The organism is Actinoplanes siamensis, from assembly GCF_016862395.1.
In the GTDB taxonomy this organism is placed as follows: Bacteria; Actinomycetota; Actinomycetes; order Mycobacteriales; family Micromonosporaceae; genus Actinoplanes; species Actinoplanes siamensis.
On sequence record NZ_BOMW01000004.1, the window covers coordinates 19,708 to 45,799 of the forward strand.

19 protein-coding genes are annotated in these 26,092 nt (G+C 72.1%); 6 read left to right on the forward strand and 13 right to left on the reverse strand.

From position 1 onward, the window contains the following. Window positions 1-78: 78 nt before the first annotated feature. On the reverse strand, window positions 79-2,388 hold the full coding sequence (lon, locus tag Asi03nite_RS00990; protein WP_275409292.1) for an endopeptidase La: 2,310 nt from the start codon (window positions 2,386-2,388) through the stop codon (window positions 79-81). Window positions 2,389-2,501: 113 nt separating this feature from the next. Here lon and Asi03nite_RS00995 point away from each other — a divergent pair, with 113 nt between their 5' ends. Beyond that, a complete protein-coding gene (locus Asi03nite_RS00995; RefSeq protein ID WP_203676277.1) occupies window positions 2,502-3,878 on the forward strand; it encodes a S28 family serine protease in 1,377 nt (458 codons plus the stop codon). Window positions 3,879-3,959: 81 nt separating this feature from the next. On the opposite strand, the gene Asi03nite_RS01000 is transcribed toward Asi03nite_RS00995, so the two are convergent. From Asi03nite_RS01000 to Asi03nite_RS01030, 7 genes are all read right to left on the reverse strand, one after another. Next, window positions 3,960-4,715 (reverse strand): ZIP family metal transporter, encoded by a 756-nt coding sequence (locus Asi03nite_RS01000; protein ID WP_203676278.1) that lies wholly within the window; start codon window positions 4,713-4,715, stop codon window positions 3,960-3,962. Window positions 4,716-4,906: 191 nt separating this feature from the next. After that, on the reverse strand, window positions 4,907-5,398 hold the full coding sequence (locus Asi03nite_RS01005; protein WP_203676280.1) for a DoxX family protein: 492 nt from the start codon (window positions 5,396-5,398) through the stop codon (window positions 4,907-4,909). A 138-nt stretch (window positions 5,399-5,536) separates the two neighbouring features. Further along, window positions 5,537-6,112: a DUF305 domain-containing protein gene (locus Asi03nite_RS01010; RefSeq protein ID WP_203676281.1), complete on the reverse strand. Its 576-nt coding sequence runs from the start codon at window positions 6,110-6,112 to the stop codon at window positions 5,537-5,539. A gap of 72 nt (window positions 6,113-6,184) precedes the next feature. Continuing rightward, window positions 6,185-7,495 (reverse strand): copper amine oxidase, encoded by a 1,311-nt coding sequence (locus tag Asi03nite_RS01015; RefSeq protein ID WP_239102259.1) that lies wholly within the window; start codon window positions 7,493-7,495, stop codon window positions 6,185-6,187. Between the two features lie 17 nt (window positions 7,496-7,512). After that, window positions 7,513-8,247 carry a hypothetical protein gene (locus Asi03nite_RS01020; RefSeq protein WP_203676282.1) on the reverse strand — a complete coding sequence of 245 codons (735 nt, stop codon included), beginning with the start codon at window positions 8,245-8,247 and terminating at the stop codon, window positions 7,513-7,515. Window positions 8,248-8,611: 364 nt separating this feature from the next. Continuing rightward, on the reverse strand, window positions 8,612-10,228 hold the full coding sequence (locus Asi03nite_RS01025) for a DUF8823 domain-containing protein (protein WP_203676283.1): 1,617 nt from the start codon (window positions 10,226-10,228) through the stop codon (window positions 8,612-8,614). Window positions 10,229-10,345: 117 nt separating this feature from the next. Beyond that, a complete protein-coding gene (locus tag Asi03nite_RS01030; RefSeq protein WP_203676284.1) occupies window positions 10,346-10,810 on the reverse strand; it encodes an ATP-binding protein in 465 nt (154 codons plus the stop codon). 186 nt (window positions 10,811-10,996) lie between these two features. Here Asi03nite_RS01030 and Asi03nite_RS01035 point away from each other — a divergent pair, with 186 nt between their 5' ends. Beyond that, window positions 10,997-11,584: a DinB family protein gene (locus Asi03nite_RS01035; protein ID WP_203676285.1), complete on the forward strand. Its 588-nt coding sequence runs from the start codon at window positions 10,997-10,999 to the stop codon at window positions 11,582-11,584. A 106-nt stretch (window positions 11,585-11,690) separates the two neighbouring features. Here Asi03nite_RS01035 and Asi03nite_RS01040 read toward each other — a convergent pair whose 3' ends face one another. From Asi03nite_RS01040 to Asi03nite_RS01050, 3 genes are all read right to left on the reverse strand, one after another. Further along, window positions 11,691-13,373, reverse strand: a complete 1,683-nt coding sequence (locus Asi03nite_RS01040; RefSeq protein ID WP_203676287.1) for a ThuA domain-containing protein — start codon at window positions 13,371-13,373, stop codon at window positions 11,691-11,693. After that, window positions 13,370-16,150, reverse strand: coding sequence for a PQQ-dependent sugar dehydrogenase (locus tag Asi03nite_RS01045; RefSeq protein ID WP_203676294.1), 2,781 nt, complete (start codon window positions 16,148-16,150; stop codon window positions 13,370-13,372). The genes Asi03nite_RS01040 and Asi03nite_RS01045 overlap by 4 nt, the downstream gene beginning before the upstream one ends. A 527-nt stretch (window positions 16,151-16,677) precedes the next feature. Further along, window positions 16,678-17,967, reverse strand: coding sequence for an extracellular catalytic domain type 1 short-chain-length polyhydroxyalkanoate depolymerase (locus Asi03nite_RS01050; protein ID WP_203676296.1), 1,290 nt, complete (start codon window positions 17,965-17,967; stop codon window positions 16,678-16,680). A gap of 223 nt (window positions 17,968-18,190) precedes the next feature. Between Asi03nite_RS01050 and Asi03nite_RS01055 the strand changes: the two genes are divergently transcribed. Beyond that, window positions 18,191-19,153, forward strand: coding sequence for a PaaX family transcriptional regulator (locus Asi03nite_RS01055; protein WP_203676298.1), 963 nt, complete (start codon window positions 18,191-18,193; stop codon window positions 19,151-19,153). Window positions 19,154-19,346: 193 nt separating this feature from the next. Here the strand turns inward: Asi03nite_RS01055 and Asi03nite_RS01060 are convergent, their stop codons facing one another. Continuing rightward, complete coding sequence (locus Asi03nite_RS01060) at window positions 19,347-19,823, reverse strand: peroxiredoxin (RefSeq protein ID WP_203676300.1); 477 nt, start codon at window positions 19,821-19,823, stop codon at window positions 19,347-19,349. Window positions 19,824-19,886: 63 nt separating this feature from the next. Between Asi03nite_RS01060 and paaK the strand changes: the two genes are divergently transcribed. Then, window positions 19,887-21,188 (forward strand): phenylacetate--CoA ligase PaaK, encoded by a 1,302-nt coding sequence (gene paaK / locus Asi03nite_RS01065; protein ID WP_203676309.1) that lies wholly within the window; start codon window positions 19,887-19,889, stop codon window positions 21,186-21,188. A 116-nt stretch (window positions 21,189-21,304) separates the two neighbouring features. On the opposite strand, the gene Asi03nite_RS01070 is transcribed toward paaK, so the two are convergent. Then, window positions 21,305-21,694: a nitroreductase family deazaflavin-dependent oxidoreductase gene (locus Asi03nite_RS01070; protein WP_203676317.1), complete on the reverse strand. Its 390-nt coding sequence runs from the start codon at window positions 21,692-21,694 to the stop codon at window positions 21,305-21,307. 447 nt (window positions 21,695-22,141) lie between these two features. Here Asi03nite_RS01070 and asnB point away from each other — a divergent pair, with 447 nt between their 5' ends. After that, window positions 22,142-23,995 carry an asparagine synthase (glutamine-hydrolyzing) gene (gene asnB / locus Asi03nite_RS01075; protein WP_203676318.1) on the forward strand — a complete coding sequence of 618 codons (1,854 nt, stop codon included), beginning with the start codon at window positions 22,142-22,144 and terminating at the stop codon, window positions 23,993-23,995. A 129-nt stretch (window positions 23,996-24,124) separates the two neighbouring features. After that, window positions 24,125-26,092, forward strand: coding sequence for an acyltransferase family protein (locus tag Asi03nite_RS01080; protein ID WP_203676319.1), 1,968 nt, complete (start codon window positions 24,125-24,127; stop codon window positions 26,090-26,092).

The following is a 26,092-nucleotide window of genomic DNA, read 5'->3' on the forward strand; positions in this document are numbered from 1 at the left end:
CGGCCCCGGACCGGTCGCGCCCCGCCCCTGTTCGACCGGGTCATCCCGGAGGACGCGGGGCAGGGCGGGACCGGCCGGTCAGGCGGCGGCGACCGTGCCCGCCGCCACCTCGTCGAGCACGGTGCGCAGGATGTCGCGCACGTCCGAGACGAGGTGCACGGTCAGCGCCGCGAGCACGTCGGCCGGCACGTCGTCGAGGTCGGGCTCGTTGCGCTGCGGCAGGTAGACCTCGGTGAGGCCGGCCCGCTGGGCGGCGAGCAGCTTCTGCTTCACCCCGCCGATCGGCAGCACCCGCCCGGTCAGTGAGACCTCGCCGGTCATCCCGACCTCGGCGCGCACGTTGCGGCCGAGCAGCAGCGACACCAGCGCGGTGGTCATCGTGACGCCCGCCGACGGCCCGTCCTTGGGCACCGCGCCCGCGGGCACGTGCAGGTGGATCGGGTGGTCCAGCTGTTCCGGCGAGATGCCGAGCTCGCCGGCGTGCGCCCGCACGTAGGAGAGCGCGATCTGCGCGGACTCCTTCATCACGTCGCCGAGCTGGCCGGTCACCGACAGGCCACCCTTGTCGCCGGGCAGCAGCGACGCCTCGATGTAGAGGACGTCGCCGCCCATCCCGGTCACGGCGAGGCCGGTGGCCACGCCCGGGACGGCGGTGCGCTCGGCCGACTCCGGGGTGAAGCGGGGACGTCCGATCAGGTCCTTCAGGTCGGCGGCGTCCACCGTGGCGGGCAGCTCGCCCAGGGCGGCCTTGCGGAACGCCTTCGCGAGCAGGCGCTCGAACGAACGTACCCCCGCCTCGCGGGTGTAGTTCGCGGCGATCTCGCGCAGCGCCGCCTCGGTGACCGTCACCTCGCCGGGCGACAGCGCCGCCCGTTCCAGCTGGCGCGGCACGAGGAAGTCGCGGGCGATGGCGACCTTGTCGTTCTCGGTGTAGCCGTCGATCGCGATCAGCTCCATCCGGTCGAACAGCGCCTGCGGAATCGTCTCCAGGGTGTTCGCGGTGGCGATGAACAGCACGTCGGACAGGTCGAGGTCGAGATCGAGATAGTGGTCGCGGAAGGTGTGGTTCTGCGCCGGGTCGAGCACCTCGAGCAGAGCCGCCGCCGGGTCGCCGCGGTAGTCGCTGCCCACCTTGTCGACCTCGTCGAGCAGCACGACCGGGTTCATCGAGCCGGCCTCGCGGACGGCCCGCACGATGCGGCCGGGGAGCGCGCCGACGTACGTCCGCCGGTGCCCGCGGATCTCCGCCTCGTCGCGCACCCCGCCCAGGGCGACCCGGACGAACTTGCGGCCGAGGGTGCGCGCGACCGACTCGCCGAGCGAGGTCTTGCCGACGCCGGGCGGGCCGGCCAGCAGGATCACCGCGCCGGAGCCGCGGCCGCCGACCACCTCCAGGCCGCGGGACTCGCGGCGGGCGCGGACGCCGAGGTATTCGACGATGCGTTCCTTCACCTCGTCGAGGCCGTGGTGGTCGGCGTCGAGCACCGCGCGGGCCGCGCCGAGGTCGGTGTTGTCGGTGGTGCGCACGGTCCACGGCAGGTCGAGCACGGTGTCGAGCCAGGTGCGGATCCAGCCGGCCTCGGGGTTCTGGTCGCCGGCCCGCTCCAGTTTGTCCACCTCGCGCAGCGCCGCCTCGCGGACCGCGTCGGGTAGGCCGGCCGCCTCGACCCGGGCGCGGTAGTCGTCGGTGCCGTCCGCCTCACCGTCGCCGAGTTCCTTGCGGATCGCCTTGAGCTGCTCGCGCAGCAGGTATTCCCGGTTGCGCCTCTCGACCGACTCCCGTACATCGGTCTCGATCTTGTCGTTGACCTCGGACTCGGCCAGGAAGTCCCGGGTCCAGTCGATGAGCAGCCGCAGCCGGGCCTCGATGTCCGGGGTCTCCAGCAGCTCGCGTTTGCGGTCGTTGGACAGGTAGGGGGCCCAGCCGGCGGTGTCGGCCAGGTCGCCGGGGTCGTCGATGGCGCTGACCGAGTCGATGACCTGCCACGCCTCGCGGCGCTGCAGGACCGAGACGACCAGCTTCTTGTATTCGGCGGCCAGTTCGCGGGCGTGCGCGCCGGCGACGCCGGCCGGGACGGGCTCGGCCTCGACCCAGAGCGCGGCGCCCGGGCCGGTCACGCCGCTGCCGATCCGGGCGCGTACGCCGGTCCGCAGCACCGCCGCGGGTGAGCCGCCGCGGATTTTCCCGACCTGCTGGACGGTCGCCACCACGCCGTACGACGCGTAGCGGTCTTCGAGCCGGGGGGCGATCAGCAGTTCGGATCCGGCCGAGGTGCGCGCGGCGTCGACCGCGGCCTGGGCCTTCTCGTCCAGCTCGACCGGCACGACCATGCCCGGGAGCAGGACGATGTCGTCGAGGAACAACACGGGGAGTCGTTTGCTCGTCACCGGTACCTCCGAGGAGTTGAGTACGGTCGGCTCAACCAGGGCGGGTCGGAGGATCTTCCGGCGTTCACTGCCAGCGAAACTGACGATAGCCGCCGGTCGATATGGTGAGCCCCGTGAAGTATCGACTCCTGGCTATCGCCACCTCGCTCCTCGTGGCCCTGTCCCCGGCCACCGTCGCGCACGCCGCGGACGACCCCCTGCTCGACCAGCTGAGGGCCGTCCCCGGACTCTCCGTCGTCTCCGAGACCCAGGGCACCGGGTACCGGTTCTTCGTGCTGACCTACCGCCAGCCCGCCGACCACCGCCACCCCGGGGCCGGCGGCTTCGACCAGCGCCTGACCCTGCTGCACCGGTCGAACACCGCCCCCACCGTGCTCTACACCAACGGGTACGGTCTGGCCGCCAGCCCGCGCGCCACCCAGACCGAGCCGACGTCACTGCTCAACGGCAACCAGGTGTCGGTGGAGCACCGGTTCTTCACCCCGTCGCGCCCCGCCCCGGCGGACTGGTCGGATCTGGACATCTGGCAGGAGGCGACGGACGAGCACCGGATCGTCACCGCGCTCAAAGGCGTCTACTCCGGCCGCTGGATCCAGACCGGCGCCAGCAAGGGCGGCATGACCTCGGTTTACCACAGGCGGTTCTACCCCGGCGACGTCGACGGGGTGGTGGCCTACGTCGCGCCGGACGACGTGATCAACCCGGCCGACGCGGCCTACGACACATTCTTCGACGCGGTCGGTACGCAGTCCTGCCGCACCGCCCTGGACGAGGTCCAGCGCGAGGCGCTGCGCCGCCGCGACCGCCTGGTCGCTCACCTGGAGGCGGACGCCGCCGCGAACGGCTGGACGTTCAGCCGCAGCATCGGCAGCGCCGACCGCTCGTTCGAGATGACCGTGCTCGACTCGGTGTGGGCGTTCTGGCAGTACAGCACGGCCGCCGACTGCGCGGCGGTGCCCGCGGGCACCGCGACCGACGACGAGCTGTACGGCTGGATCGACACCGTGGCCGGCTGGAGCTTCTACACCGACCAGGGCCTGGAGCCGTACTTCCCGTACTACTACCAGGCCGCGAGCCAGCTCGGCTGGCCGAGCCTGCGCTTCGAGCACCTGCGCGGGCTCCGCCACTACCCGGACCTGTACACCGCGAACTCGTCGCTGCCGGCCGAGCTGCGCCGGGCGCACAACCCGCTGCCCATGCTCGACGTCGACTTCTGGGTGCGTACCGCCGCGGAGCGCATGCTCTTCGTCTACGGCCAGAACGATCCGTGGAGCGCCGAGCGGTTCACGCCCAGCAAGCGCGACTCCGCCCTGTACGTCGCGCCCGGTGCCAACCACGGCGCGAACATCGCCCGGTTGAGCCCGGAGGACGCCGCCCAGGCGACGGCCGCGCTGCGCCGCTGGGCGGGCGTGCCGGCGAGCCTGACGTCCGTAGCATCGGCGGGTCCGCCCCTCGACGACATGCTGGGTGACCGCCGCCGCCTCCGCTGACCGGCCGCGGGCGACCGCGAGCCGCGGCGCGGCTCGCGGTCGCCCGGCGAAGACCGACGAGGAGTCCGCTCGGCCGTGCCGTCAGGCGCCCGCTTGGGACAGGCTGAACGCGACCAGGAACCCGGCCACCGTGACCAGCCCGATGAGCAGGTGCGCGTCCTCGAACGCCTCCGGGATCATGGTGTCGGCGACCATGGACAGGATCGCGCCGGCGGCCAGCGCCGTGATGCCGGCCAGCACCGTGGCCGGCGCGTCGCCCAACAGGGTGTACCCGGCGACGGCGGCCAGACCGCTGATCACCGCGATGGCGGTCCACAGGCCGAAGACGAACCCCTTGCCGCGGCCGGCGGTGCGCATGCCGGCCGCGCTGGACAGGCCCTCCGGCACGTTGCTGATGAACACCGCGGCCACCGTGACCACGCCGACGGAACCGCCGCCGAGCAGGCTCGCGCCGATCACTATCGACTCCGGGACGCCGTCGAGCAGCGCGCCCAGGGCGATGGCCGTACCCGAACCGGACTGTTCCGTCTCGGACGGCTGCTGGGCGCCGGAGCGCTTGCGGTGCCGGGCGCCGCGCCGGGCCAGCAGCACGTTGCAGCCGGTGTAGACGATCGCGCCGGCGGCCGCGCCGAGAATGGTGGGCCGCAGGCCGCCGCGCTGGTTGGCCTCGTCGACCAGTTCGAACGCGACAGCCGACAGCAGCACCCCGGCGCCGAACGCCATCACCGACGCCACCACCCGCCGCGGCACCCGCACCAGGTACCCGACGGCCGCGCCGACCAGCAGCGCCGAGCCGGCGAGCAGCCCCCATCCGCCGGCTTGCAGCCACTGCGGCATCCCGGCCCCCTTTCCGTCTCGGACAGCCAGCGAGCGTGGATGCCCCGCGGAGCCCGGCCGAAACCATCGCCACCGTCACCAGCGCCGGTCACCTGCAGTCGCCGCAGTCCGCCATGGACGCCGCGCACCTGGGCTGACACCGGCTCGCGGCGCTGCCGGGGTGGCTCGGCGCCGGCAGCACGCGGGACCGCTCAGCGATCCGCGGCTCCGGAGGCGACAGCGCGGTGCAGCCGGGCGTCCAGTGACCACGTGCCGGCACCGACGATCAGCAGGAACAGGCTGCCGCACAACTGGGCCAGGTCGGTACGGGATTCGTGGACGAAGTCCCACCAGCCGGATGCGTCGCCGAACAGCGGGGCGGCACCCCACAGGATCGGCAGCTTGGTGATCAGCAGCGCGCCGATCATGTTCACGATCATCGGGACCGCGGCGAGCCGGGTGAGCAGTCCAGCCAGGATCAGCAGGCCGCACACGATCTCGAAGACGCCGTCGAGCGGCGCGAACAGGTCTGGCGCCGGGATGCCCGCCTTGTCGAAGCGGCCGGTGCCGAGCCGGTCCGGGTAGAGGAACTTCTGGATGCCCTCGAAGAGGAAGACCGCCCCCACGTAGAAGCGGATGAGGATCACCGCGGCCGGCGCGTCGGCGCCGCTCAGTCGCGCCAGCAAGGCTCTGCGCTGCGTCATGGACCATGCTCCTTTCCCGTCGTGGGCGTGCCGGGTACCGACATCCTCCCGCGAGAGGGCGGGGCGCCGACAGTCTTTCGCCCCACCGGCGGGCGGCGCGTCCGCACGGCGGCATCACGACCAGCCGGGCTCGGCGGCTCAGGCGTTCAGCAGCGCGGCCATCGCGTCGTTCTCCGAGGTCTGTTCGTTGACGACGTGCCTGGCCAGGCTGTGGATGTAGGCGTTGCCGGCCGGGCCGTCCAGCAGGGAACGGGACATGTCGACAGCGCCCCGGTGGTGCTCGATCATCAGGCGCAGGAAGACGGCGGGCGCCGTCCGCCGGTCGGCCCGGTCCAGTTCGGCCAGCTGGCCCGCGGAGAGCATGCCGTGGGCGGCCCCGTCGCCGGCCGGGCCGGGCGGCGGCTCGTTCCAGGCGGCCAGCCAGGCGTTGGTCTGGTCGATCTCGCGTTGCTGGTCGTGGATGACGAACTCGGCGATCAGCCGGATCCGCTCCGGGACGCCGCCCTTGGCGATCAGCGTGCGACTCATCCGGACCGCCTGTTCGTGGTGTTCGACCATCATCCGGGCGTAGTGGACGTCGATCCCGGACGGCCGGGCCGTTGCCGGCGCGGCGGCCGGCGCCGGCGGCGCCCCGCGGTCGCCGGTGTGCAGCAGGAAGACGGTCACGGCGGCGAGGGCCAGGACGAGCACGGCCGCGAGGCGGCGGACGATCACGAGAGGTCTCCTCCGGAAACGAACGGGCAACGGGCCGGCCCGGTCCGTCACGACCGGGCCGGCGCTACGGGGTCAGCCCCGCGTCTCCTCGCCGCTCTGGTTGCCGTTCGCGCCCTCGCGACCGGCCGGGGTGAGCGGGTTCATCTCGGTGAAGTCCCGCGGCACCAGGTCGAAGCCCTGCCAGTGCATCGGCATCGGGCTCTGGTCCTCGTCGCGCGGCACGTGGTGGAAGCCGACCCGGACCCACATCACCGGGTCGGTCAGCTTCTCCTTGTTCTTGACGAAGTCGACGACCGTCCTGGTGTCCAGCGGGCACTCGGGGTCGGCGGCGTTGTCGCTGGCCCACTTCTCGCACAGGTTCTTCTGGCTGAACGTGACGTCCGGCTTGGTCTCCGGGTGCCCCTCGTACTTGTCGCTCGCGCCGGGCGCCAGCTCGTAGGAGCGTGCGTGGCCGTCGGCGTTCTTGCTGGTCGGGCTGACCACCCGCCAGAAGCGCTGGTTCACCTTGGAGAACGAGCCCTCGCTGGCGATCGTCTTGTGCGTGGTGGTCAGGGCCGCGGTCATGCTGCCCCGGCCGGTGGTCGTGGTGTCGTACTGCTCGACCTTCTCGCCGCCCTTGCCGGCGATGTTGAAGTCGACCCGCCAGAACGCGTTGTGGTAGTGCATGGTCGCGTAGTCCTTGGCCGCGCCGTTGCCGATCGGCCAGCCGTTGTCGCTGGTGGAGTACTCGCTCGGGGCCAGGTCGCCGGTGGCGCCGAGCCGGGCCGAGATCTGGCCGTCGTCGTGCAGCCGGTACTCGGTGACGTACTCGTACCAACCGAGCTTGCTGACCGTACGCAGGACCAGGTCGTGTCCCTGCTGAGAGTAGACCTTCTCGGTCGGCTCCTCGGACTCGTCGTCCCACTGGTAGTCGTGCAGCCGGTAGGCGAGGCCGCGCGGCTCGGCGCTGACGCAGAGCACGTCGCGCTGCTGCGGGTCGCTGCCGCCGTCGGAGCCGACCCGGATCGAGCCGCCCTTGCAGTCGTCGCCGGTCAGCGTCTCCAGGCCGTAGCCGCCGAGCCCGATCGCCGTGAGGTCGTCGTACTCGGTGTCGCCGTTGTCGTACGGCACGTTGAGCTGCGCCATCCGGATCGAGTCGAGCACCTGCACCGGCTCGGGATAGCGCTTCGTGGCGACGTAGACGTGGTCCAGCACCAGACCGGCCTTGTCGTTGATGCGCCAGCACAACTGCCAGGTCGTACCGTTGGGCAGCGTCTCCTTGACCATCGCCGAGGCGCCGCAGGGCGTGGCCTCCGGGGCGGCCTGGGCGGCGGCGGGCACGGTCAGGCTCAGCGCGGCCGACGTCAGCAGGGCGACGGCTCCGGCGGTCTTTCGGTACCTCATGCTGCTGGGTTCTCCGCTCACTTGAGGCGGGCGACCTGGCGCCCGGACAGATCGACGACGATGTCTGTGACGTTGATGAAGTGACCGTCGGCGGTCTTCACGATCAGCTGGACGCAGCGGCTCTTGCCGCACTGGGTGGCGCCCCGGTCGGCGGGCTTGGACGTGTAGATGTGCGCGGTGGGGACGAGTCCCGCCGTACCGCTGAGGTCCTGTCCGGTCGCCTTGCGGTAGGCCGCCTTGAAGTCCGCGCCCAGCGGGTCGGCGACCAGCAGGTCGAGGGCGGCCTTGGCCTCCTGCGCGGACGCCGGCGGCTGCATGCCGGCGGCCGAGAACGACTTGGCCAGCTTGCCCGTGGTCAGGTCGACGACCTGCTTGAACAGCTTCTCGCTGGCGTAGTCGTAGTAGTACAGCTCCGCCTGCCGGCCGGTGCCGTCGGCGTCCAACTCGGCGGCCAGGTACTCCGGGCCCGGCTTGCCGTTCACGTCCTTGGCGCCCGCGGCCAGTTCCGGGGTGAGCGCGGCCGCGCGGGCGCGGTCCACCTCGGTGCCGGTCAGCGGGTCGCTGCCGGTTCCGCTGGCGGGCTCGGGGACGGGGCTCGGGTGCGAGACCCGCGGCTGCTCGGCCGCCACGCCGGGCGCCGGCGGCGGCGTGCCCGGCGCGGCGTTCGCCTGCCACGACGCCAGCCCGAAGGCGCTCACCGCGCTGACTGTCGCGATGCCGAGGCCCCAGCCCCATTTTCGAAAACGATCCACTGTCGGCGTTCCTCCCCGTCGCTTGGGCAGTGCGCCGTGAACGATCGCGACAGGCGGGTGAAATCCATGTGAGCCGCATCGGCCCGGCCGGCGCCGCCACTCCCCGTGACAGTCCAATGTGCCTGCTCAGCTCACGGATCGGTGACGAACGGCGGAAACAAATATTTCATCGCCAGTTCTCCGTTCGCCGACCCCTGGAAGGAAGCGGGCTCCCGGAAGGAAGCGGACGGGGCAGCCCTGACCGGGCGGCGGCACCCGCCATGGCGTCGCGCCGGCCGGGCCGGACGCTGTCCGGTGAGCACCCGCCGTCGCCGTCGGGGCCGGGGGAAGGCGAACGCGGGGCGGATGCCGCGCGCTCAGGGGCTCACGGCCGCGAGCGGGACGACAACGAGCGGGTCGGGCACGGGGTGCCGCGGTCCAGGGCGTACCTCGCCTCGATGGTGAACGTGCCGGCGGTCTGCGCCACCAGCTCGGTCCAGGAGCCGCTCCGGGTCAGACAGGCCCGCGGCGTCGCCCCGGTCACGGCCAGCCACGGCGACCAGGCGATACGCAGCAGCGTCGAACCCGGGCGGGGCAGGTGGACGGTGACCGCCGCCGGCCCGGCGTAGGTCACCGTCGCCGGGGTCGAGGCGAGCGGGTCGGAGCCCTCCACCTGGTACACCCGCCAGTTGGCGTCGCTCCAGACGAGTGGCAGCCACGGCTGGCCGGCGGTGATGATCTGCGCCTCGGCGACGCCGGCGTTGTCCGGTTCCGCGGTGGGCAGCACGACGAATCCGACGCTCCACTCGTGCAGCCAGTCGCGGTAGGTCCGCGCGGTCAGCGTGCCGTCGTAGAACAGCGGATTGCGGTGGACGTCGGCCTGGCGGTTCCAGCCACGGGCGAGATTGACGTACGGCGCGAGGCCGACCGCCTCCCAGTGTGAGCGCAGCGGTACCACCTCGACCCGGCCCTGCCCGGAGTTGAGGCGCTGGAGCTCGGCGATCAGCGGCTGGGCGTCGGCGACGACGGCGGGCGCGGCCGAGGTGCGGGCGTAGTCGGCGAGCGGCTGGATGACCGTCCAGGCGGCCAGGGCGGTGGCCGCGCCGTACGTCACCATCGTCCTGAGGTTCTTGATCTTGCGAAGTTCCGCGGCGCAGATCAGGAAGGCCGCGCTGACCAGGACGGCGAGCCGTTCGACGTTGCTGCCGATCGGGGTGGGCAGGATCCAGCACAGTACGACGCCGGCGGCGTACACCCAGGCCCCGGCACGCACGGTCCGCCAGGTGGCCGGGGTCAGCACCGCGACGGCCACCGCGGCGGCGGCCGTGAACAGGGCGGCGTACCACGGGAACGGCTGCACGCCGGAGAACGGGAACAGCACCGAGGTCACGCCGATGACCACCGGCGGCCCGGCCGCCAGCCAGACCGCGTCGCGCCGCCGGCCGGTCAGGAACAGGGCCGCGGCCAGCACCTCGATGAACAGCCCGGCCACCGGGCTGCACAGGGTGGCCACGGTGCCGAAGACCGCCGCCAGCACCGGCCGGGGACGGTTTTGTCCGTTTCCGGTCAGCAGACAGAGGGCCGCGGCCAAGGCGAAGACCAGACCGAGGAGGTACGTGACGCGGCCGGCGGCCAGGTTGCCCCAGACCGCCACCGACAGCCACAGGGCCGGCAGCAGGGGCCGCGGGATGCCCGAACGCATCAGCACCAGGCCGGCCAGCACCGCGGTGCCGGTGCAGGCCAGCACGCCTGTGGTGCGCACGCCGAGCCAGGCCATCAGGTACGGCGAGAGGACGCTGTACGAGGCCGGGTGGATGCCGCCGTACCAGGAGAGGTTGTACGCCGACCCGGGGTGCTGGCGGACGAACGCGGTCCACGCGTACTGGGCGGCCAGGTCGCCGGCGTCACGGGCCAGCCACAGCCCCCAGGCCAGGCTCAGCACGCCGGCGAGCAGCCCCGCGAGCAGGTCGGGCCGGGCACGCACGCGGTCCAGGAGTGCCATGAGGTCGTCTCTGATCCGTTCGTCCGATCCGCCGTCGGCCGGAGCAGCGCGGGCCCGGCGGCAGACCGTAACATCCGGCGTCTGAAAAAGGTCAGCGGGTGCCGGGGGAGAGACGATTCACCTGGTGGTGGGCTGTGGCCGAGCGTCCGTCCGGGCTTGATCGCCGAACGTGGCCCAGATGTGCTTGGTCTGTTCGGTGGCGTACCAGCCGACCTCGACCGCGAAGCTCTGCGCCAGCAGCAGGCCCCGCCCGCCCGCGTCGATCGGCCGGGTGTCGGCCAGCTCCGGGATCGTGGTGAGGTCGTGGTCGGCGACGTCGAGGACGAAGAGCTCACCGGTGTGCAGCAGGCGCACCTCGGTCGGCGGGCGGCCGTGCCGGATGGCGTTGGTGGCCAGTTCCGTGGCGACCAGCACCATCCGGTCGGGAATGTCGTCGAGCGGCCCGCTGCGCGCGTCGCTGTGCTCGGCCAGCGCCGCCTGCAGTGCCGCGCGCAGGCTGCGCAGCTCGGCGCTGGTGTCGAGAACCCACAGGTGCAGTAGTTCGGCGTCCGGAGGTGGCGGTGACGTGCGGAGCTGGGTCATGGACGCGGGATGCCCGAACGGATGCGTTTCGACACCGGTCCGGCGTCACAGACGGCCGAGATGTGGCCCACGTCGTCCGGCCGGATCCGCGACGCCCCTGGACAGCGGCGGCGATCCGCCACGACCCCGGGACGGTGACAGCCGGTGGGCCACGCCGGGTGAAGCCGCTCGGGCAGACTGGCGGCCATGGCTGACCTGACCGATCCGAAGACCGCGCTGCGTCACTACCTCCAGGAGGCCCGCGACGGCCTGATCTGGAAGCTCGACGGGCTGAGCGAACGCGAGGCGCGACTGCCCCGCTCGTCGACCGGCAACAACCTGCTCGGCGTCCTCAAGCACTGCCTCAACGTCGAGGCCGGCTACTTCGGGCCCACCTTCGGGCGTGCGTTCCCGACGCCGCACGAGCTGGTGCCTCTGGAGGCGTATGACGATGACCCGCAGGCGGACTGGTACGCGCGGGAGGACGAGACGAAGGACGGGCTGATCGACCTCTACCGTCGCGTCGGGGCCTTCGCGGACCAGACGATCGAGCAGCTGCCGCTCGACGCCCGGGGGCGCGTGCCGTGGTGGCCGGACCGCCCGGACGTGACCCTGCACCACATCATCGTCCGGGTGACCTGCGACCTGGCCCGTCACGCGGGCCAGGCCGACATCATGCGCGAGCAGCACGACGGTGCGATCGGCTGGCATCCGGAGAACACCAACGTCACCGACGGCTACGACTGGCCGGCGTATGTCGCAAGGCTGACCGCGCTCGCCGACCGGTTCGCGTAGGCGCCCGCTCGTGGCGCGCCGCGACGGCCCGGCCCGGTGACGGCCCCGCCCGGACCGGGCCGCCGGCGATCGCCGGTGGCCCGCAAGAGCCGGTCCCGCCGTCGGATCAGGCCGGTGGCGTCCAGAGTTGGTTGGCGGCGGCCAGGCAGTCCCAGATGTGGATCTGCTGGCCGTCGTCGGGCTTGACCTCGGAGACGTCCAGGCACCGCCCGGACTGCGGGTTGCGGACCGTCCGGTCGCTCTGGACGACCCAGTTCTGCGCGGCGCTGCCGTTGCACGTGTACAGCTGCACCTTCGTGCCGTTGGCGGTGGCGCCGCCGGCCACGTCCAGGCACTTGCCCGACTGCGGGTTGCGCCAGACCTGCCCGGTGATCGCCCACGTCTGCGCGCCCGAGCCGTTGCACGTCCAGAGCTGGATCTTCGTGCCGTCGGCGGTCCCGCCGTTGTCGACGTCCAGGCACTTGTTCGCGAACCCGCGGACCGGGCCGGTGCCGCCGGTGGAGCCGCCGAGCTCCTTGATCCGGATGTCGCGGAACGACACGTGGTCGGCGTCGCCGTGGTTCTGGATGCCGATGTGGCCGGCCAGCGACCGTACCGGATCGGGGTTGGTGAAGTCGTTGATCCTCACCCCGTTCAGGAAGATTTGCAGATGCTCGCCCTCGACCCGGATCTCGTAGGCGTTCCACTCCCCCGGCGGGTTCAGCGCGGCGTCCCGGGCCGCCGCGTCGGCGCCCTGGAACGTGTAGACGCTGCCGGTGGTGCGGTCGGGCGTGTCCGTCGCGTCGATCTGGATCTCGTAGCCGTTGTTCACCGCGGACCACGGGTCGGTGGAGGGCGGGAAACCGATGAAGACGCCGGAGTTGTCGTCGCCTGCCAGTTTCCAGTCGAGCTTCAGCGAATAGTTGACGAACTGCTTCGCCGAATACCAGTAGAGGCCCATGCCGCCGTACGACGAAAGGGTGTTGTCGGCGCTGGTGAAACCTCCCGGACCGGCCTGCGACCAGCCGGTGCTCAGCGGGGTGTAGCCGGCCTCCGGGCGGCAGTCGGCGTGCGACCGGCCGGCCGCGTAACGGATGCCGCCGAGCAGGTGGGCCCGGAAGGCGGGATCGGTGTACGACTCGACGGTGTGCCCGCCACCGGTGTAGAACGACCGGCCCGCGCTGAGCGTCTTGCACCACGCGTGCGGGTGGTCCGCGCCCATCCCGCCGCCGGAGTAGGAGCTCTCGTCGAGGGTGGCCAGCACGTGCGCCGTGTCGCGCGGATTGGTGCGGTAGTTGTACCACTCGTCGGTACGCGGCCAGGTCTGCGGCAGGTGCGCGGTGGCCGCCTGCGCGCGGTCTTCGACCTTGACGTTCGCCTGCTGGATCGCCGGGTGCGAGGCGAACCAGGCGCCGACCAGGTCGCCGTAGAACGGCCAGTCGTACTCGGTGTCGGCGGCGGCGTGCACCCCGAGGTAGCCGCCACCGGCGCGGATGTACGACTCGAACGCCGTCTGCTGGGTGGCGTCGAGCACGTCGCCCGTGGTGTTCAGGAACACCACGGCCTCGTACCGGGAAAGGTTCGTGGGGTTGAAGTCGGCGGCGTTCTCGGTGGCGGTGACCGTGAAGCTGTTGGCGGCGCCGAGCTCCCGGACGGCCTGGATGCCGGCCGCGATCGAGTCGTGCCGGAAGCCCGCGGTCTTCGAGAAGACGAGTACGTCGTAGGGGGCGTCGGCGGCCGCGGCCGCGGGCGCGGGCGCGGGGAGGAAGGCCGTGGCCAGCACCGCGCCGAGCAGGATTCTTCTGATCATGGCAACGTCCAGAGTTGGTTGGCGGCGGCCAGGCAGTCCCAGATGTGGATCTGTTGGCCGTCGTCGGGCTTGACCTCGGAGACGTCCAGGCACCGCCCGGACTGCGGGTTGCGGACCGTCCGGTCGCTCTGGACGACCCAGTTCTGCGCGGCGCTGCCGTTGCACGTGTACAGCTGCACCTTCGTGCCGTTGGCGGTGGCGCCGCCGGCCACGTCCAGGCACTTGCCCGACTGCGGGTTGCGCCAGACCTGCCCGGTGATCGCCCACGTCTGCGCGCCCGAGCCGTTGCACGTCCAGAGCTGGATCTTCGTGCCGTCGGCGGTCCCGCCGTTGTCGACGTCCAGGCACTTGTTCGCGAACCCGCGGACCGGGCCGGTGCCGCCGGTGGTGAACGTGAACGCGTCCACGTCGAACAGCGCCCCGGCGCCGCCGGAGAACGTCAGGTACAGCGTGGTGGTGCCGGCCGGCGGGTTGGTGATCGGGGTGCTGACGTCGGTGAACACGTTCCACGCTCCGGTCACCGGCACGGTCGCCGAGCCGAGCACGGTCCCCGTCGCCGAGCCGGCGCGGACCTGCAGGGTGCCGCCGGCCCCGCCGGAGGAGACCCGGGCGCTGAAGGTCTTGGCGTTCGCCAGGTGGTACGTGTCGAACGCGATCCAGTCGCCGTTGTCGATGTTGCCGACCGTCCTGCCGCCCTCAGCCTCCGGCTTGTCGATGGCGGTGACGCCGGCCGAGGTCCGGAAGTGCTCGGCCTGCCGGTGCCGCGGCTGCAGGATGTGCTGCTCGTGGGTGACCAGGCCGCCGTTGTCGGCGTACTCGGCGTCGAAGATCGGGAAGATGTTCGCCGCCGCGTCGTGCTCGCCGTCGACCGGGATGGTGATCGTGCCGGTGCAGCCGTTCGCCGAGGTGATCTGATGCCCGTGCTGGTCGTGTCCCAGCACGTAGGTCATCTTCGCCCGCGCGCAGGTGACCGTCCCGTCCTCCGGGTCGCTGATGCTCAGGCGGTACGGCACGGTGTCGCCGAAGCTGACCAGCTGGCCGTCGACCGGTGCGTCGATGGTGACCGCCGGCGCGGTGTTGCCGACCCCGACCTGCACGCCGCCGGTGCCGGTGGCGCCCTGCGGGTCGGTCACGGTGAGCGTGACGTTGTAGGTTCCGTTGCTGGTGTACGTGTGCGCCGGGTTCGCGGCGGCCGACGTGCCGCCGTCACCGAAGTTCCACGCGTAGGTGAGCGCGCCGCCCTCCGGGTCGGAGGAGCCGGCCGAGGAGAAGTTCACTGTCAGCGGGGCCTGCCCGGACGTCCGGTCGGCCGAGGCGACGGCGGTCGGCGCCTTGTTGCCGCCGCCCACGTAGTCGTACCGGTAGAGCGCCGAGTTGGCGTCGCCGTTGAAGTACCCGGTGCCGTAGTCGAGCACGTAGAGGGCGCCGTCCGGGCCGAACGCCAGGTCCATGACCTGCTTGCCGTTCCACGCGAAGTTCGCGATCTCGTTGATCGACCCGTCGGCGTTCAGGTGGATCGGCTTGATCCAGCCCCGGCCGAACTCGGCGGCGAAGAAGTGACCGTCCAGATCCTGCGGGAACTTGGTGGCCGACGGGTTGGCGGCGTTGTAGCGGTAGACCGGGCCGGCCATCGGCGATTCCGAGCCGCCGGCGCCGAACTCCGGCGGGGTGCCGGCCTCACCGCCGTACCGGATCCAGGCGGCCTTGGCCGGCGGCAGCTTGCTCAGCCCGGTGTTGCGCGGAGAGTTGTTGACCGGCCCGCCGGCACAGTCGAACCTGGCGCCGGTCGTGCCGGTCGCGAAGTCGAAGTCGGCGTACGTCTCGGCGGTGGTGTTGGTGCCGGTGCAGTACGGCCAGCCGAAGTTGCCCGGCCCGGTGATCCGGTCGAACTCGACCTGGCCGCCCGGTCCCCGCGCGGAGGCGGCGCCCGCGTCGGGGCCGTAGTCGCCCACGTAGACGACGCCGGTCGCCTTGTCCACGCTGAGCCGGAACGGGTTGCGGAAGCCCATCGCGTAGATCTCCGCCCGGGTCCCGGCGGTGCCCGGCGCGAACAGGTTGCCGGCCGGCACCGAGTACGACCCGTCCGCGTTCACCTTGATCCGCAGGATCTTCCCGCGCAGGTCGTTGGTGTTGCCGGCGGTGCGCTGCGCGTCGAAGGCGGGGTTCCGGTCGGCCCGCTCGTCCAGCGGCGAGTATCCGTCGGACTGGAACGGGTTGCTGTCGTCCCCGGTGGAAAGGTAGAGGTTGCCCGCCGCGTCGAAGTCGATGTCACCGCCGACGTGGCAGCAGATGCCGCGGGAGGCGGGCACGTCCAGGATGGTCTTCTCGGCGCTGAGCTTCCAGTCCGCGGTCAGCGTGAACCGGGACAGCCGGTTGACGCCCTGCCAGGCGGAGAAGTCGGTGCCGGTGTCGGGCGAGTCGCCGGCCGGGGTGCTCAGCGGCGGCGCGTAGTAGAGGTAGATGAACCGGTTGCCGGCGAAACCCGGATCGACGCCGACCCCCTGCAGTCCTTCCTCGTCGTGGTTGTACACCGGGAGCGTGCCCACCACGGTGGTGAATCCGGCGGCGTCGGTACGGCGCAGCGTGCCGTTGCGGGCGGTGTGCAGCACCGACCGGTCCGGAAGCACCGCGAGGCTCATCGGCTCGCCCACCTCCGGTTCCCCTTTGGCGAGCGTCACCTGCTGGAAGTTGCTGGGATCGATGTCGTGCGCGGTGGCCGGGGCGGGCGCCACGAGGAGTGCGGCGGCCAGGAGAGCCGCGAAGGCGGCAGCTCGCATAGTCAGTCCCTTCCTGATCGGGACATTCCGGTGTACGACGTTGTCGCACCCGAGGCCCTACGGATCGATGAACGCGCGTGCCGATCGGCCCGGTTCCGCGGACAGCTGGGCCGTTGTTAACGGGACATTAAAAGTTCTGAATGCCTCTGTCCATCTTTCCCATCGACACTCATCAACTTTTGTCACAACCAGCAAAAGTTCGGGTCCGGCTCACTCGTGGCGCGGTCGTGACTCGGTGCGAGGCTCGTCGATCCTCTGGTGCCCGATACAGCGGTGGGAGATCACGTGTTCTCCTGGCGGCGGCACGGGATGCGCACGGTTGCGGCTGGGTTCCAGCGCTGCCACGGCCCTGCGATGACCACCGCGGAGGCCAGCTGAGAAAGCCGGGCTGGTGCTCATGGCGGCAAAAGCCGCCGATGAGCACCAGCCCGGCGGGGGAAGCCGGCTCTCCGCTGCACCCAGCCGCGGGAACGCCCACCCGGGAGCCGTCGTCCGATCCGGCCGATGGCGGGTGAGCGCCGCCGGTGCTAGCTCACCGCGCAGGCCGCGCCGTTGAGCGTGAACGACGTGGGCTTCGCGGCGTTTCCGGTATGGGTCGCCTGGAAGCCGATGGAGACCGAGCCGTTCGGGGCGATGACCGCGTTGTAGGCGGCGTTGCGCGCCGTCACCTGTCCGGACGGCGCGGAGTAGGTGGCGCTCCACCCGGACGTGATGGTCTGCCCGGCCGGCAGGGTGAAAACCAGGGACCAGCCGTCGATGCTCCCGGCGCCACTGTTGACGATGGTGATCGTCGAGGTGAGGCCGTTGTTCCAGGCGTTGACGGTGTCGGTGACCCGGCACGCCCCGGTGACCGGAGGCGACGACGACGGCGGGACCGACGGCTCGGCGGTGATCCCGAAGAAGGCGATGGCCGCGGCGGCCATGCCGCTGGAGGGCAGGGTGTGCCCGGCGCCCTGGACGCTGTACGCCTCGACCTGGACGGCGCCCGTGGCGTCGGCGTACCGGCGGCGGTTCCAGCCGGGCTGCGGGGTGTCGCTGGACGTGGGCGTCTGGCTGAGCCCGAACACGTTGGTCCACTGCTCGATGGACTCCTGGAGCAGCTGGTACGGCACCAGCGTGTCGGCGGTGCCGTGCCAGAGCTGCACCCGCGGGCGTGGACCGCTGTAGCCGGGGACGACCCGGCGGACCGCGTCGCCCCACTGCTGCGGCGTACGGTTCATCGCACCGCCGGTGCACCGGCTCGTGCCGGGCGGATAGTCGGCGGCGCCGGCGAAGCAGTCGAACGGCACGCCCATGAAGGCCGCTCCCGCCTTGAACAGGTCGGGGTAGAGCGCGAGCAGGTGCTGGGTCATCATGCCGCCGGACGAGCTGCCGGTGGCGTACACCCGGTTCAGGTCGCCGCCGTACTGCCGCCCGGCGTAGGAGACCATCGACGCGATGGAGACCGGGTCGCTGCCGCCGTCGCGTGTCTTCGCGGCCGTCGACCAGGTGTCGAAGCACCTGCCGAAGCCGGCCTCCTGCATCGCGGACGGGTAGATCACGATGAACCCGTACCGGTCGGCGAGCGAGGCGAACTCGCTGCCGGAGTAGAAGCCGGGACCGGAGCCGCCGCAGCCGTGCATGGCCACCACGATCGGCGGGCTGGCCGGGCGGACGTCCGGCACGTAGACGTGCATGCGCATGCCGCCGGGGTTGCTGCCGAACGCGGTGACCTCGGTCAACGAGGCCGCGAACGCCGGTCGTGCCGCCGGGACGGCCAACCCGGCCACGGCCAGCGCGCCGGCCACGGCCAGCAGCACCTTCCGTCTGATCTTCATCCTCGTGACTCCTCGGGGAAGAGGCGCGGGCAGCGGGCGCCGGCGCACACCGCTGTGCCCGGCCGTCTCGCGTGACCCGGCGCCACAGGCGTCGAATGTCACTTAGCTTCCTCGGCGGTCACAAAACTGTCAATCGAAGTTGATCGATTCAGCCGGTGGCGCGGCTCGATCGGCGGTCTACAGTCGGGAGTCGACACCACCGAGATCTTGCGGAGCGCCGCCCTTGACCAGCCCGTACGACATCGAGGAGATCTTTCCCGACGACGCCGCGGACCCGGTGCGGCTGCCGCGCCGGCAGGCCGGCAGCTCGTCCCAGGAACTGGCGGTGACGTTGCTGGCGGACTACACCCTGCGCACCAGGGCCTGGATGCCGTCGGCCGCGGTCGTCGCCCTGCTGTCGGAGAGCCGCGTGAGCACCGCGGCGGCCCGCGCCGCCATCAGCCGGCTCGCCCGCCGCGGGGTGCTCGAGGGCCGCCGGGACGGCAGGCAGAGCTCGTACCGGCTGACCGTGGCCGCCGCCACGTTCCTTGCCGTCGGCGGAAGCGCCATCGTCTCGCCCGCCGACGGCGATCCGCCGTGGGACGAGCATTGGACGCTTGTCGCCTTCTCGTTGCCGCAGACCGAAAGCGCCCAACGGCGAGGGCTGCGCGCGCAGCTGCGGTGGATGGGCTTCGCGCCGTTGTACGACGGCCTGTGGGTTTCGCCGCGTGATCGCACCGACAAGGTCCGGGCGCAACTGGCCCCCTTCGCCCCCGGCGCCGTCACCGTGTTCCGTGCCCGGCACGTCGACGTGCGGGCCGCCGGCGGGCGGGCCCCCATCGACGCCTGGGACACGGCGGCGATCGCCGCGGAGTACGAGTCGTTCGTCCGGCGCTGGAGCCCGACGCCGCCCCGGATGGAGGCCGGGGAGGTCGCCGGCGCGGAAGCGGTTCGCGTCCGTACCGACGTCATGGACACGTACCGGCGTCTACCCATCCTCGACCCCCAGCTGCCCGGCCGCCTGCTGCCGCCGGGCTGGCTGCGCGGACCGGCCCGCAAGCTGTTCGTCGCCATCTACGACGGGCTCGCGGAGACCGCCGAGGGTCATGTCCGCGCCGTCGCCGCCCGCTTCGCCGTCGCGCCCCCGCCCGGCATCCGTGCGCACACCGTGGCGCAACTGGCAGCCGGTCTGCCGCGGTCCGGGTGACCGTCCGACGGGGTACGGGCCGGGCGCCGGCTCGAGGTGACCAGCCAGCACAGCCACCCGGAACAGACGGTCGCCCTGCCGGGCGAGAAGACCATCGGCCGGTTCATCCCGGTCAGCTGCCCGAGCGGCTCACCGGCGGCGGCCTGGCCCAGGCGACCACCGCGAACGGCATGGTCACCGGGATGGCCGACGTCTACACGCCCTGAGCGCCGGCGGCGGCCGCCACGGTCAGCGCCCGCGCCGCGTGGTGGTTCATGTCCAGCTCGCTGTGGATCACGTCGAGGACCGTCCGGTCCGTCCCGATCACGAACGTCATCCGCCGGGTGCCGAGCGCGCCCGGGCCCAGCTTGCGCTTCACGCCGTACGCCGCGATGGTCTCCGAGCCCGGGTCGGACAGCAGCGGATAGTCGAAGGTGTAGGTCTCCGCGAACTGCTTCTGCTTCTCCACCGGATCCCGGCTGATGCCGACCCGCTGCACGCCTGCCGCGCGGTACTCCGCCGCCAGGTCGCGGAAGTGGCAGGCCTCCGCGGTGCACCCCCTGGTCATCGCCCCGGGGTAGAAGAACAGGACGACGGGCCCCTCCGCGAGCAGGTCGGTCAACCGCCGCGGCGTGCCGTCCTGGTCGGGCAGTGCGAAGTCGGGCGCGAGGTCGCCCTTGCCGATGCTCATCCGATCAAGGGTACGCAAGCTGTAATACCGTGGCACGAGGACGGCATCCGCGCCGGCGAAGGAGTGGCACGTGTCGACCTGACCCCGCGCCCCGAGGACCTCGACCCGATCGAGACCGCCTCCGCCGACGAGCTGCGCGCCCTGCAACTGGACCGGCTGCGGTGGACGCTGCGCCACGCGTACGAGAACGTGCCCTTCTACCGCCGCACGTTCGAAGCGGCAGGCGTCCACCCGGACGATTGCCGCAGCCTCGCGGATCTGACCCGCTTCCCTTACACCACCAAACAAGACCTGCGGGACAACTATCCGTACGGGATGTTCGCCGTCCCCCGCGACCGTGTCGCCCGCATCCACGCCTCCAGCGGCACCACCGGCCGGCCCACCGTCGTCGGCTACACCCGCCGCGACCTCGACACCTGGTCCGGCGTGATGGCCCGGTCGATCCGCGCGGCCGGCGGGCGCCCCGGGCACCGGGTGCACGTGGCGTACGGATACGGGCTGTTCACCGGCGGGCTCGGCGCCCACTACGGCGCCGAGCGCCTGGGCTGCACTGTCATCCCGGTCTCCGGCGGCATGACCGAACGACAGGTCCGCCTGATCGCCGACTTCGAGCCGGACGTCATCATGGCCACCCCGTCCTACCTGCTGACCATCCTGGACGAGATCGAGCGCCAGGGCCTCGACCCGAGGAGCACCAGCCTCAAGGTCGGCATCCTGGGCGCCGAGCCGTGGACCGAGGACATGCGCCGCGAGGTGGAGAGCCGCCTGGACATGCACGCCGTCGACCTCTACGGGCTGTCCGAGGTGATCGGCCCCGGCGTCGGCCAGGAGTGCGTCGAGACAAAGGACGGCCTGCACGTCTGGGAGGACCACTTCTACCCGGAGGTGATCGACCCGTCGTCCGAGCGGCCACTGCCCGACGGCGAGACCGGCGAGCTGGTGTTCACCTCGCTCACCAAGGAGGCGATGCCGATCGTCCGGTACCGCACCCGCGACCTGACCCGGCTGCTGCCCGGCACCGCCCGGCCGATGCGCCGGATGGAGCGGGTGACCGGCCGCAGCGACGACATGATGATCCTGCGCGGGGTCAACGTGTTCCCCACCCAGATCGAGGAGCTGATCCTGCGGGTGCCCGGCCTGGCGCCGCACTACCAGTGCGTGCTGGACCGGCCGGGGCGGCTTGACGAGCTGACCGTCCGGGTGGAGGCGCGCTCCGGGGCGGCCGGGGACAGCCCCGGCCGTACCCTCGAAGAACTGATCAAGAACACCGTCGGGGTTTCCGCGCGGGTCGAGGTGGTGCCGCCGACCGTCCTGGAACGCTCGATCGGCAAGGCCCGCCGTATCGTGGACAACCGCCCCCGCTGATCACCGCCGACCTCCCGGCGACGCCGCGCGGACGGCGACCGGCGCCGCTCGGAACCCGCCGCCTGCCTCCCGGCGACGCCGCGCCGAGCCGACGGCGGCCGACCGCCCCGCCCGGGTCACCTCGCCCGGGAGCCGAAGGTGACCTCGACGAGCGGGCTGTTCGCCACCCAGACCTCCAGCTCCTGGCCCGGCTTGCTGGTGAACTCGCTGAGCGGGGCGAGCAGCCCGGCCAGGACCTTCTCCCGCTCGACCGGGTCGGTGACCGGGCGGGCGGTCGCCGGCAGGTCGGCGGTCGCCGACTCCTTGAGGTGGAACGTGAATTCCGGGTGTGCGACGAGATTGGCGTACCAGTCGCGGGGGCGGCCGGGGGTGCCGGAAATGTAGTAACGGCCGTCCACCCGGTGGAACCAGATTTCGATCCGGCGCGGTTCGCCGGTCCGGCGGCCGACGGTGGTGATGTCGATGACCCGGTCCTGCGCCAGCGCCGTGGCGACCTCGTCGCTCATGCTCGCTGCTCCCCTCGTGCGGTGCCGATAGCCTAGTGAGCCTATCGATATTCCCGCCTTATGGCGACCGGCCGACGCGGCCCGACCCGGTCACCGTCGCCGGACCGGTCGCGAGCCGTTCCTCCGCCGGCCCGAGCGACCGCCGCCGGCCAGCTGACCGCCGCCGGCTGACGCCAGGCGTGTCTCCGACGGCCCGAGGGACCCCTGACCGCCGGCCCACCGCCGTCGGCCTGTCCGTCGACACACCCCGCGCCCGGCCGCGACCCGGCGGCCGCCGGTCAGGGACGTCTCATGCTCTTGCCGGGCCCCGGCGCCCGCGGGCGTCGGGCGACACGACGTTTCCGGCGCAAGGGCATTCCGATTGATTGTCTGTAATATCACGCAGAGTTGCTATTCAGTCACAGATTCACTACAGCTGAGGTATCGATCGGTGTAGGGAGGTCGCTTGTGTGCGGAATCGTGGGCTGGGTCGACTACCAGCGGGACCTGCGGCGTGAGGGCGCGGTGCTGCGCGCCATGACCGCGACGATGAGTCTGCGCGGCCCCGACGCGGAGGGCATCTGGCTGGATCAGCACGTCGGCCTCGGCCATCGCCGGCTCGCCGTGATCGACCTGAACACCGGCGCGCAGCCGATGACTGTCGAGCACGACGGGGCGACGATCGCCGCGGTCACCTACAGCGGCGAGATCTACAACTACCGGGAGCTACGGGCCGAGCTGCGCGGCCTGGGGCACGAGTTCCGCACCGAGAGCGACACCGAGGTGCTGCTGCACGCGTACCTGCAGTGGGGGTCCGCGTTCGCCGAGCGACTCAACGGGATGTACGCCTTCGGGCTCTGGGACCCGCGCGAGCAGGCGCTGCTGCTGGTCCGCGACCGGATGGGGATCAAGCCGCTCTACTACCGCCGGATGGCCGATGGCGTGATCTTCGCCTCCGAGCCGAAGGGGGTGCTGGCCCATCCGCAGGTGCCGGCCGTGGTCGACAGCGACGGACTGCGTGAGCTGATCGCCATGGTGAAGACCCCCGGCCACGGCGTCTACCGGGACCTGCGGGAGGTCCGGCCGGGCGAGCTGATCCGGGTCGACCGTTCCGGGCTGCGCGCGACCCGGTACTGGACGCTCACCGCCCGGGAGCACACCGACGATCAGGCGACCACCGTCCGGACCGTCCGGGAACTGCTCGACGACATCGTCGGGCGGCAGCTGATCGCCGACGTGCCGCTGGGTGTGCTGCTCTCCGGCGGCCTCGACTCCTCGGCCATCACCGCGCTGGCCGCGAAGGCGCTCGGCGCCGCCGGGGCGGGACCGGTGCGCTCGTTCGCCGTGGACTTCGCCGGCCAGGCCGAGAACTTCCGGGCCGACGAGATGCGCGAGACCCCCGACACCCCGTTCGTGCACGACGTGGCGCGGCACGTCGGCGCCGACCACAGCGACATCGTCCTCGACTCGCCGGCCCTGATGGATCCGCTGTACCGCGGCGCGGTCCTGACGGCGACCGACCTGCCGTCCCCGCTCGGCGACATGTACACCTCGTTGTACCTGCTGTTCCGCGCGGTCCGGGAACGGTCGACCGTCGCCCTGTCCGGCGAGTCCGCCGACGAGGTGTTCGGTGGCTACCGCTGGTTCCACGACCCGCAGGTGGTGGCCGCCGACACGTTCCCCTGGGTCGCCGCGTTGCAGGCCCTCTCGCCCGGCCCCCAGGTGCAGCTGTTCGCCCCGGACGTGGCCGGCAAGCTGGATCTGCCCGGCTATCAGGACGCGGCGTACCGGCAGGCGCTGACCGAGGTCGAACACGTGGACGGCGAGTCCCCGGCCGAGCACCGGATGCGCGAGGTGAGCCATCTGCACCTGACCCGGTTCGTGCAGATCCTGCTGGACCGCAAGGACCGGATGAGCATGGCACACGGCCTGGAGGTACGGGTGCCGTTCTGCGACCACCGCCTGGTCGAGTACGTCTACAACGCGCCGTGGCGGTTGAAGACCTTCGACGGCCGCGAGAAGAGCCTGCTGCGGGCGGCCACCGCGGACGTGCTGCCGGCCTCGGTGGTGGCCCGGCGCAAGAGCCCGTACCCGTCCACCCAGGACCCCGCCTACGAGCAGATGCTGCGCACGCAGACCCGCGCGGTGCTGGCCGACCCGGACTCGCCGCTGCGTCCCCTGATCGACGACAAGCTCGCCGGCCAGCTGACCGGCGGCGAGTACGAGGGCAGCTCGCTCGCGCCGCTGCGGCACAGCATGGAGATGGTGCTGAGCCTCAACGAGTGGCTGACGCGCTACCCGGTGAGTCTGCGGCTCGACTGATCCCCGGTGCTGGCGGTGCCGTCAGAAGTGCACGCGGCAACGTGTAGCACCCCTCGGCATCCGCATGGATTCTCTGGACATATCCGGCGAAGAGCCGGGTATGCCGCGTTCCCCTCAGAAGGGAGCGTCATGTCGGACGCCGCACCGGCGCCACGCCCGTCGCTGGGCTACCACCCCGCCCTGGACGGCATCCGGGCGCTCGCCGTCACAGCGGTCCTGCTCTTCCACGGCGGGGTCACCGCCGTGGCCGGAGGCTTCCTCGGCGTGGACACCTTCTTCGTGCTGTCCGGATTCCTGATCACCGCGCTGCTGCTCGGCGAACACGCCCGCACCGGCCGGATCGATCTGGCCGGGTTCTGGACCCGGCGGGCCCGGCGGCTGCTGCCGGCCCTGCTGGTGATGCTCACGGCGACCGTGCTGGCCGGCCGGGCCCGGCTCGACCCGGACGCGCTCGGGCTGCTGCGCGCCGACGCGTACGCCGCTCTGGCCTACCTCGCCAACTGGCGGATGATCTTCCGGGGCAGCGGTTACGTGGCGGTCACCGCGGCCCCCTCGCCGCTGCAGCACACCTGGTCGCTCGGCATCGAGGAGCAGTTCTACCTGCTCTGGCCGCTGTTGCTGGCCGCCCTGACCGTCCGGCTGACCGCCCGGCGCGCCCGCGCGGCGCTGCTGATCGTCTGCGGCGCGGGGATCGTCGCCTCGCAGCTGCTGTGCGCCCGCCTGGGCGGGCCGCCGTCGATCGCCCGCGCCTACTACGGCACCGACACACGCGCGCAGGCCCTGCTGATCGGCGCCGCCCTCGCCGCCGTCCTGGCGCGGGGGCACGCCACGACGCCGCGCCGGTGGCCGGGCGTGCTCTGCGCGGCCGGCGTGCTCGTCACCGGACTGCTGTGGCACTTCGCCGACGAGCAGGCGGCCTGGCTGTACCACGGCGGCCTGACCCTCGCGGCCGTGGCCGGCGCCCTGGTGATCGCCCACGTGGTGACCGGCCCGGACTCGCTGCCGGCACGCCTGCTGGGCCTGGCCCCCCTGGTCCGGCTCGGCCGGGTCTCCTACGGCGTCTACCTCTGGCACTGGCCGCTGTTCACCTTCGTCACCGCCGACGCCACCGGACTGTCCCGCTGGCCGCTGCTGGCCGTCCGCCTCGCCGGGACGCTCGCGGTCGCCGTTCTCGGCTACCACCTCGTCGAGCGGCCGATCCGGCACGGCGCTCTGGGCCGGATCCTGCCCCGACGGGCGCCGGCCCTGGTCACCGCGTCCGCCGTGGCCCTCACCGCCGTCATAATCAACTGGCCGGCCGCGCCGCGACCGGTCACCGCGGCGCCGGCCGTCGTGATCCCGGCCGTCGCGCCGCCCGGCGCCACGGGGCGGGCCGGGCCGCCGGCGCCGGTCGACCGGGCCGGCCGGCCACCCGGCGCCGGACGGCAGCCCCGGGTCACCTTCCTCGGCGACTCCGTGACCTGGACCATCGGCACCTACCTGCCGGAACACCCGGGCCTGTGGACCAGCGTCCGCGCGATCCAGGGCTGCGGCATCGCCACCCTGCCCGACCTGCGGCAACTCGGCACGCCGCACACCAACTATCCCGGCTGCGCCACCTGGCGGCGGCGCTGGCGCGGCGCGATCGCCAAGGACAACCCGGACGTGGCGGTCATCGGGCTCAACCGCTGGGAACTCATGGACCGCCGTTACCACGGCCGCTACCAGCACGTCGGTGAGCCGGACTACGACAGCTACCTGACCGCGCTGCTGAACGAGGCGGTCGCCCTGGCCGGTGCCGGGGGCGCCGCGGTCGTCCTGCTCACCGCCGCCTACACCCGGCGCGCGGAGCGACCCGACGGCGGGCTCTACCCCGAGGACCAGCCGGAACGCGTGGACGCCTGGAACCGGCTGCTGCGCGCGGTGGCCGCCGCGCACCCCGGGAAGGTCACCGTCCTGGACCTCAACCCGGTCGTCTGCCCGCGCGGCGCGTTCACCTGGACCGTCGGCGGGCTGCGGGTGCGCAGCGACGGCCTGCACTACACCCCCGCGGGCGTCCAGCGGCTGATCGCGCCCTGGCTGCTGCCCCGGCTCGCCGCCATCGCCACCGGCCGGTGA

Coding starts and splice junctions, on each gene's coding strand:
- Asi03nite_RS01040 (WP_203676287.1), bottom strand. CDS start 13,373: ATGATCAGAAGAATCCTGCTCGGCGCGGTGCTGGCCACGGCCTTCCTC.
- Asi03nite_RS01005 (WP_203676280.1), bottom strand. CDS start 5,398: ATGACGCAGCGCAGAGCCTTGCTGGCGCGACTGAGCGGCGCCGACGCG.
- Asi03nite_RS01000 (WP_203676278.1), bottom strand. CDS start 4,715: ATGCCGCAGTGGCTGCAAGCCGGCGGATGGGGGCTGCTCGCCGGCTCG.
- Asi03nite_RS01030 (WP_203676284.1), bottom strand. CDS start 10,810: ATGACCCAGCTCCGCACGTCACCGCCACCTCCGGACGCCGAACTACTG.
- Asi03nite_RS01080 (WP_203676319.1), top strand. CDS start 24,125: ATGTCGGACGCCGCACCGGCGCCACGCCCGTCGCTGGGCTACCACCCC.
- Asi03nite_RS01035 (WP_203676285.1), top strand. CDS start 10,997: ATGGCTGACCTGACCGATCCGAAGACCGCGCTGCGTCACTACCTCCAG.
- Asi03nite_RS01060 (WP_203676300.1), bottom strand. CDS start 19,823: ATGAGCATCGGCAAGGGCGACCTCGCGCCCGACTTCGCACTGCCCGAC.
- Asi03nite_RS01045 (WP_203676294.1), bottom strand. CDS start 16,150: ATGCGAGCTGCCGCCTTCGCGGCTCTCCTGGCCGCCGCACTCCTCGTG.
- Asi03nite_RS01050 (WP_203676296.1), bottom strand. CDS start 17,967: ATGAAGATCAGACGGAAGGTGCTGCTGGCCGTGGCCGGCGCGCTGGCC.
- Asi03nite_RS01025 (WP_203676283.1), bottom strand. CDS start 10,228: ATGGCACTCCTGGACCGCGTGCGTGCCCGGCCCGACCTGCTCGCGGGG.
- Asi03nite_RS01015 (WP_239102259.1), bottom strand. CDS start 7,495: ATGAGGTACCGAAAGACCGCCGGAGCCGTCGCCCTGCTGACGTCGGCC.
- Asi03nite_RS01070 (WP_203676317.1), bottom strand. CDS start 21,694: ATGAGCGACGAGGTCGCCACGGCGCTGGCGCAGGACCGGGTCATCGAC.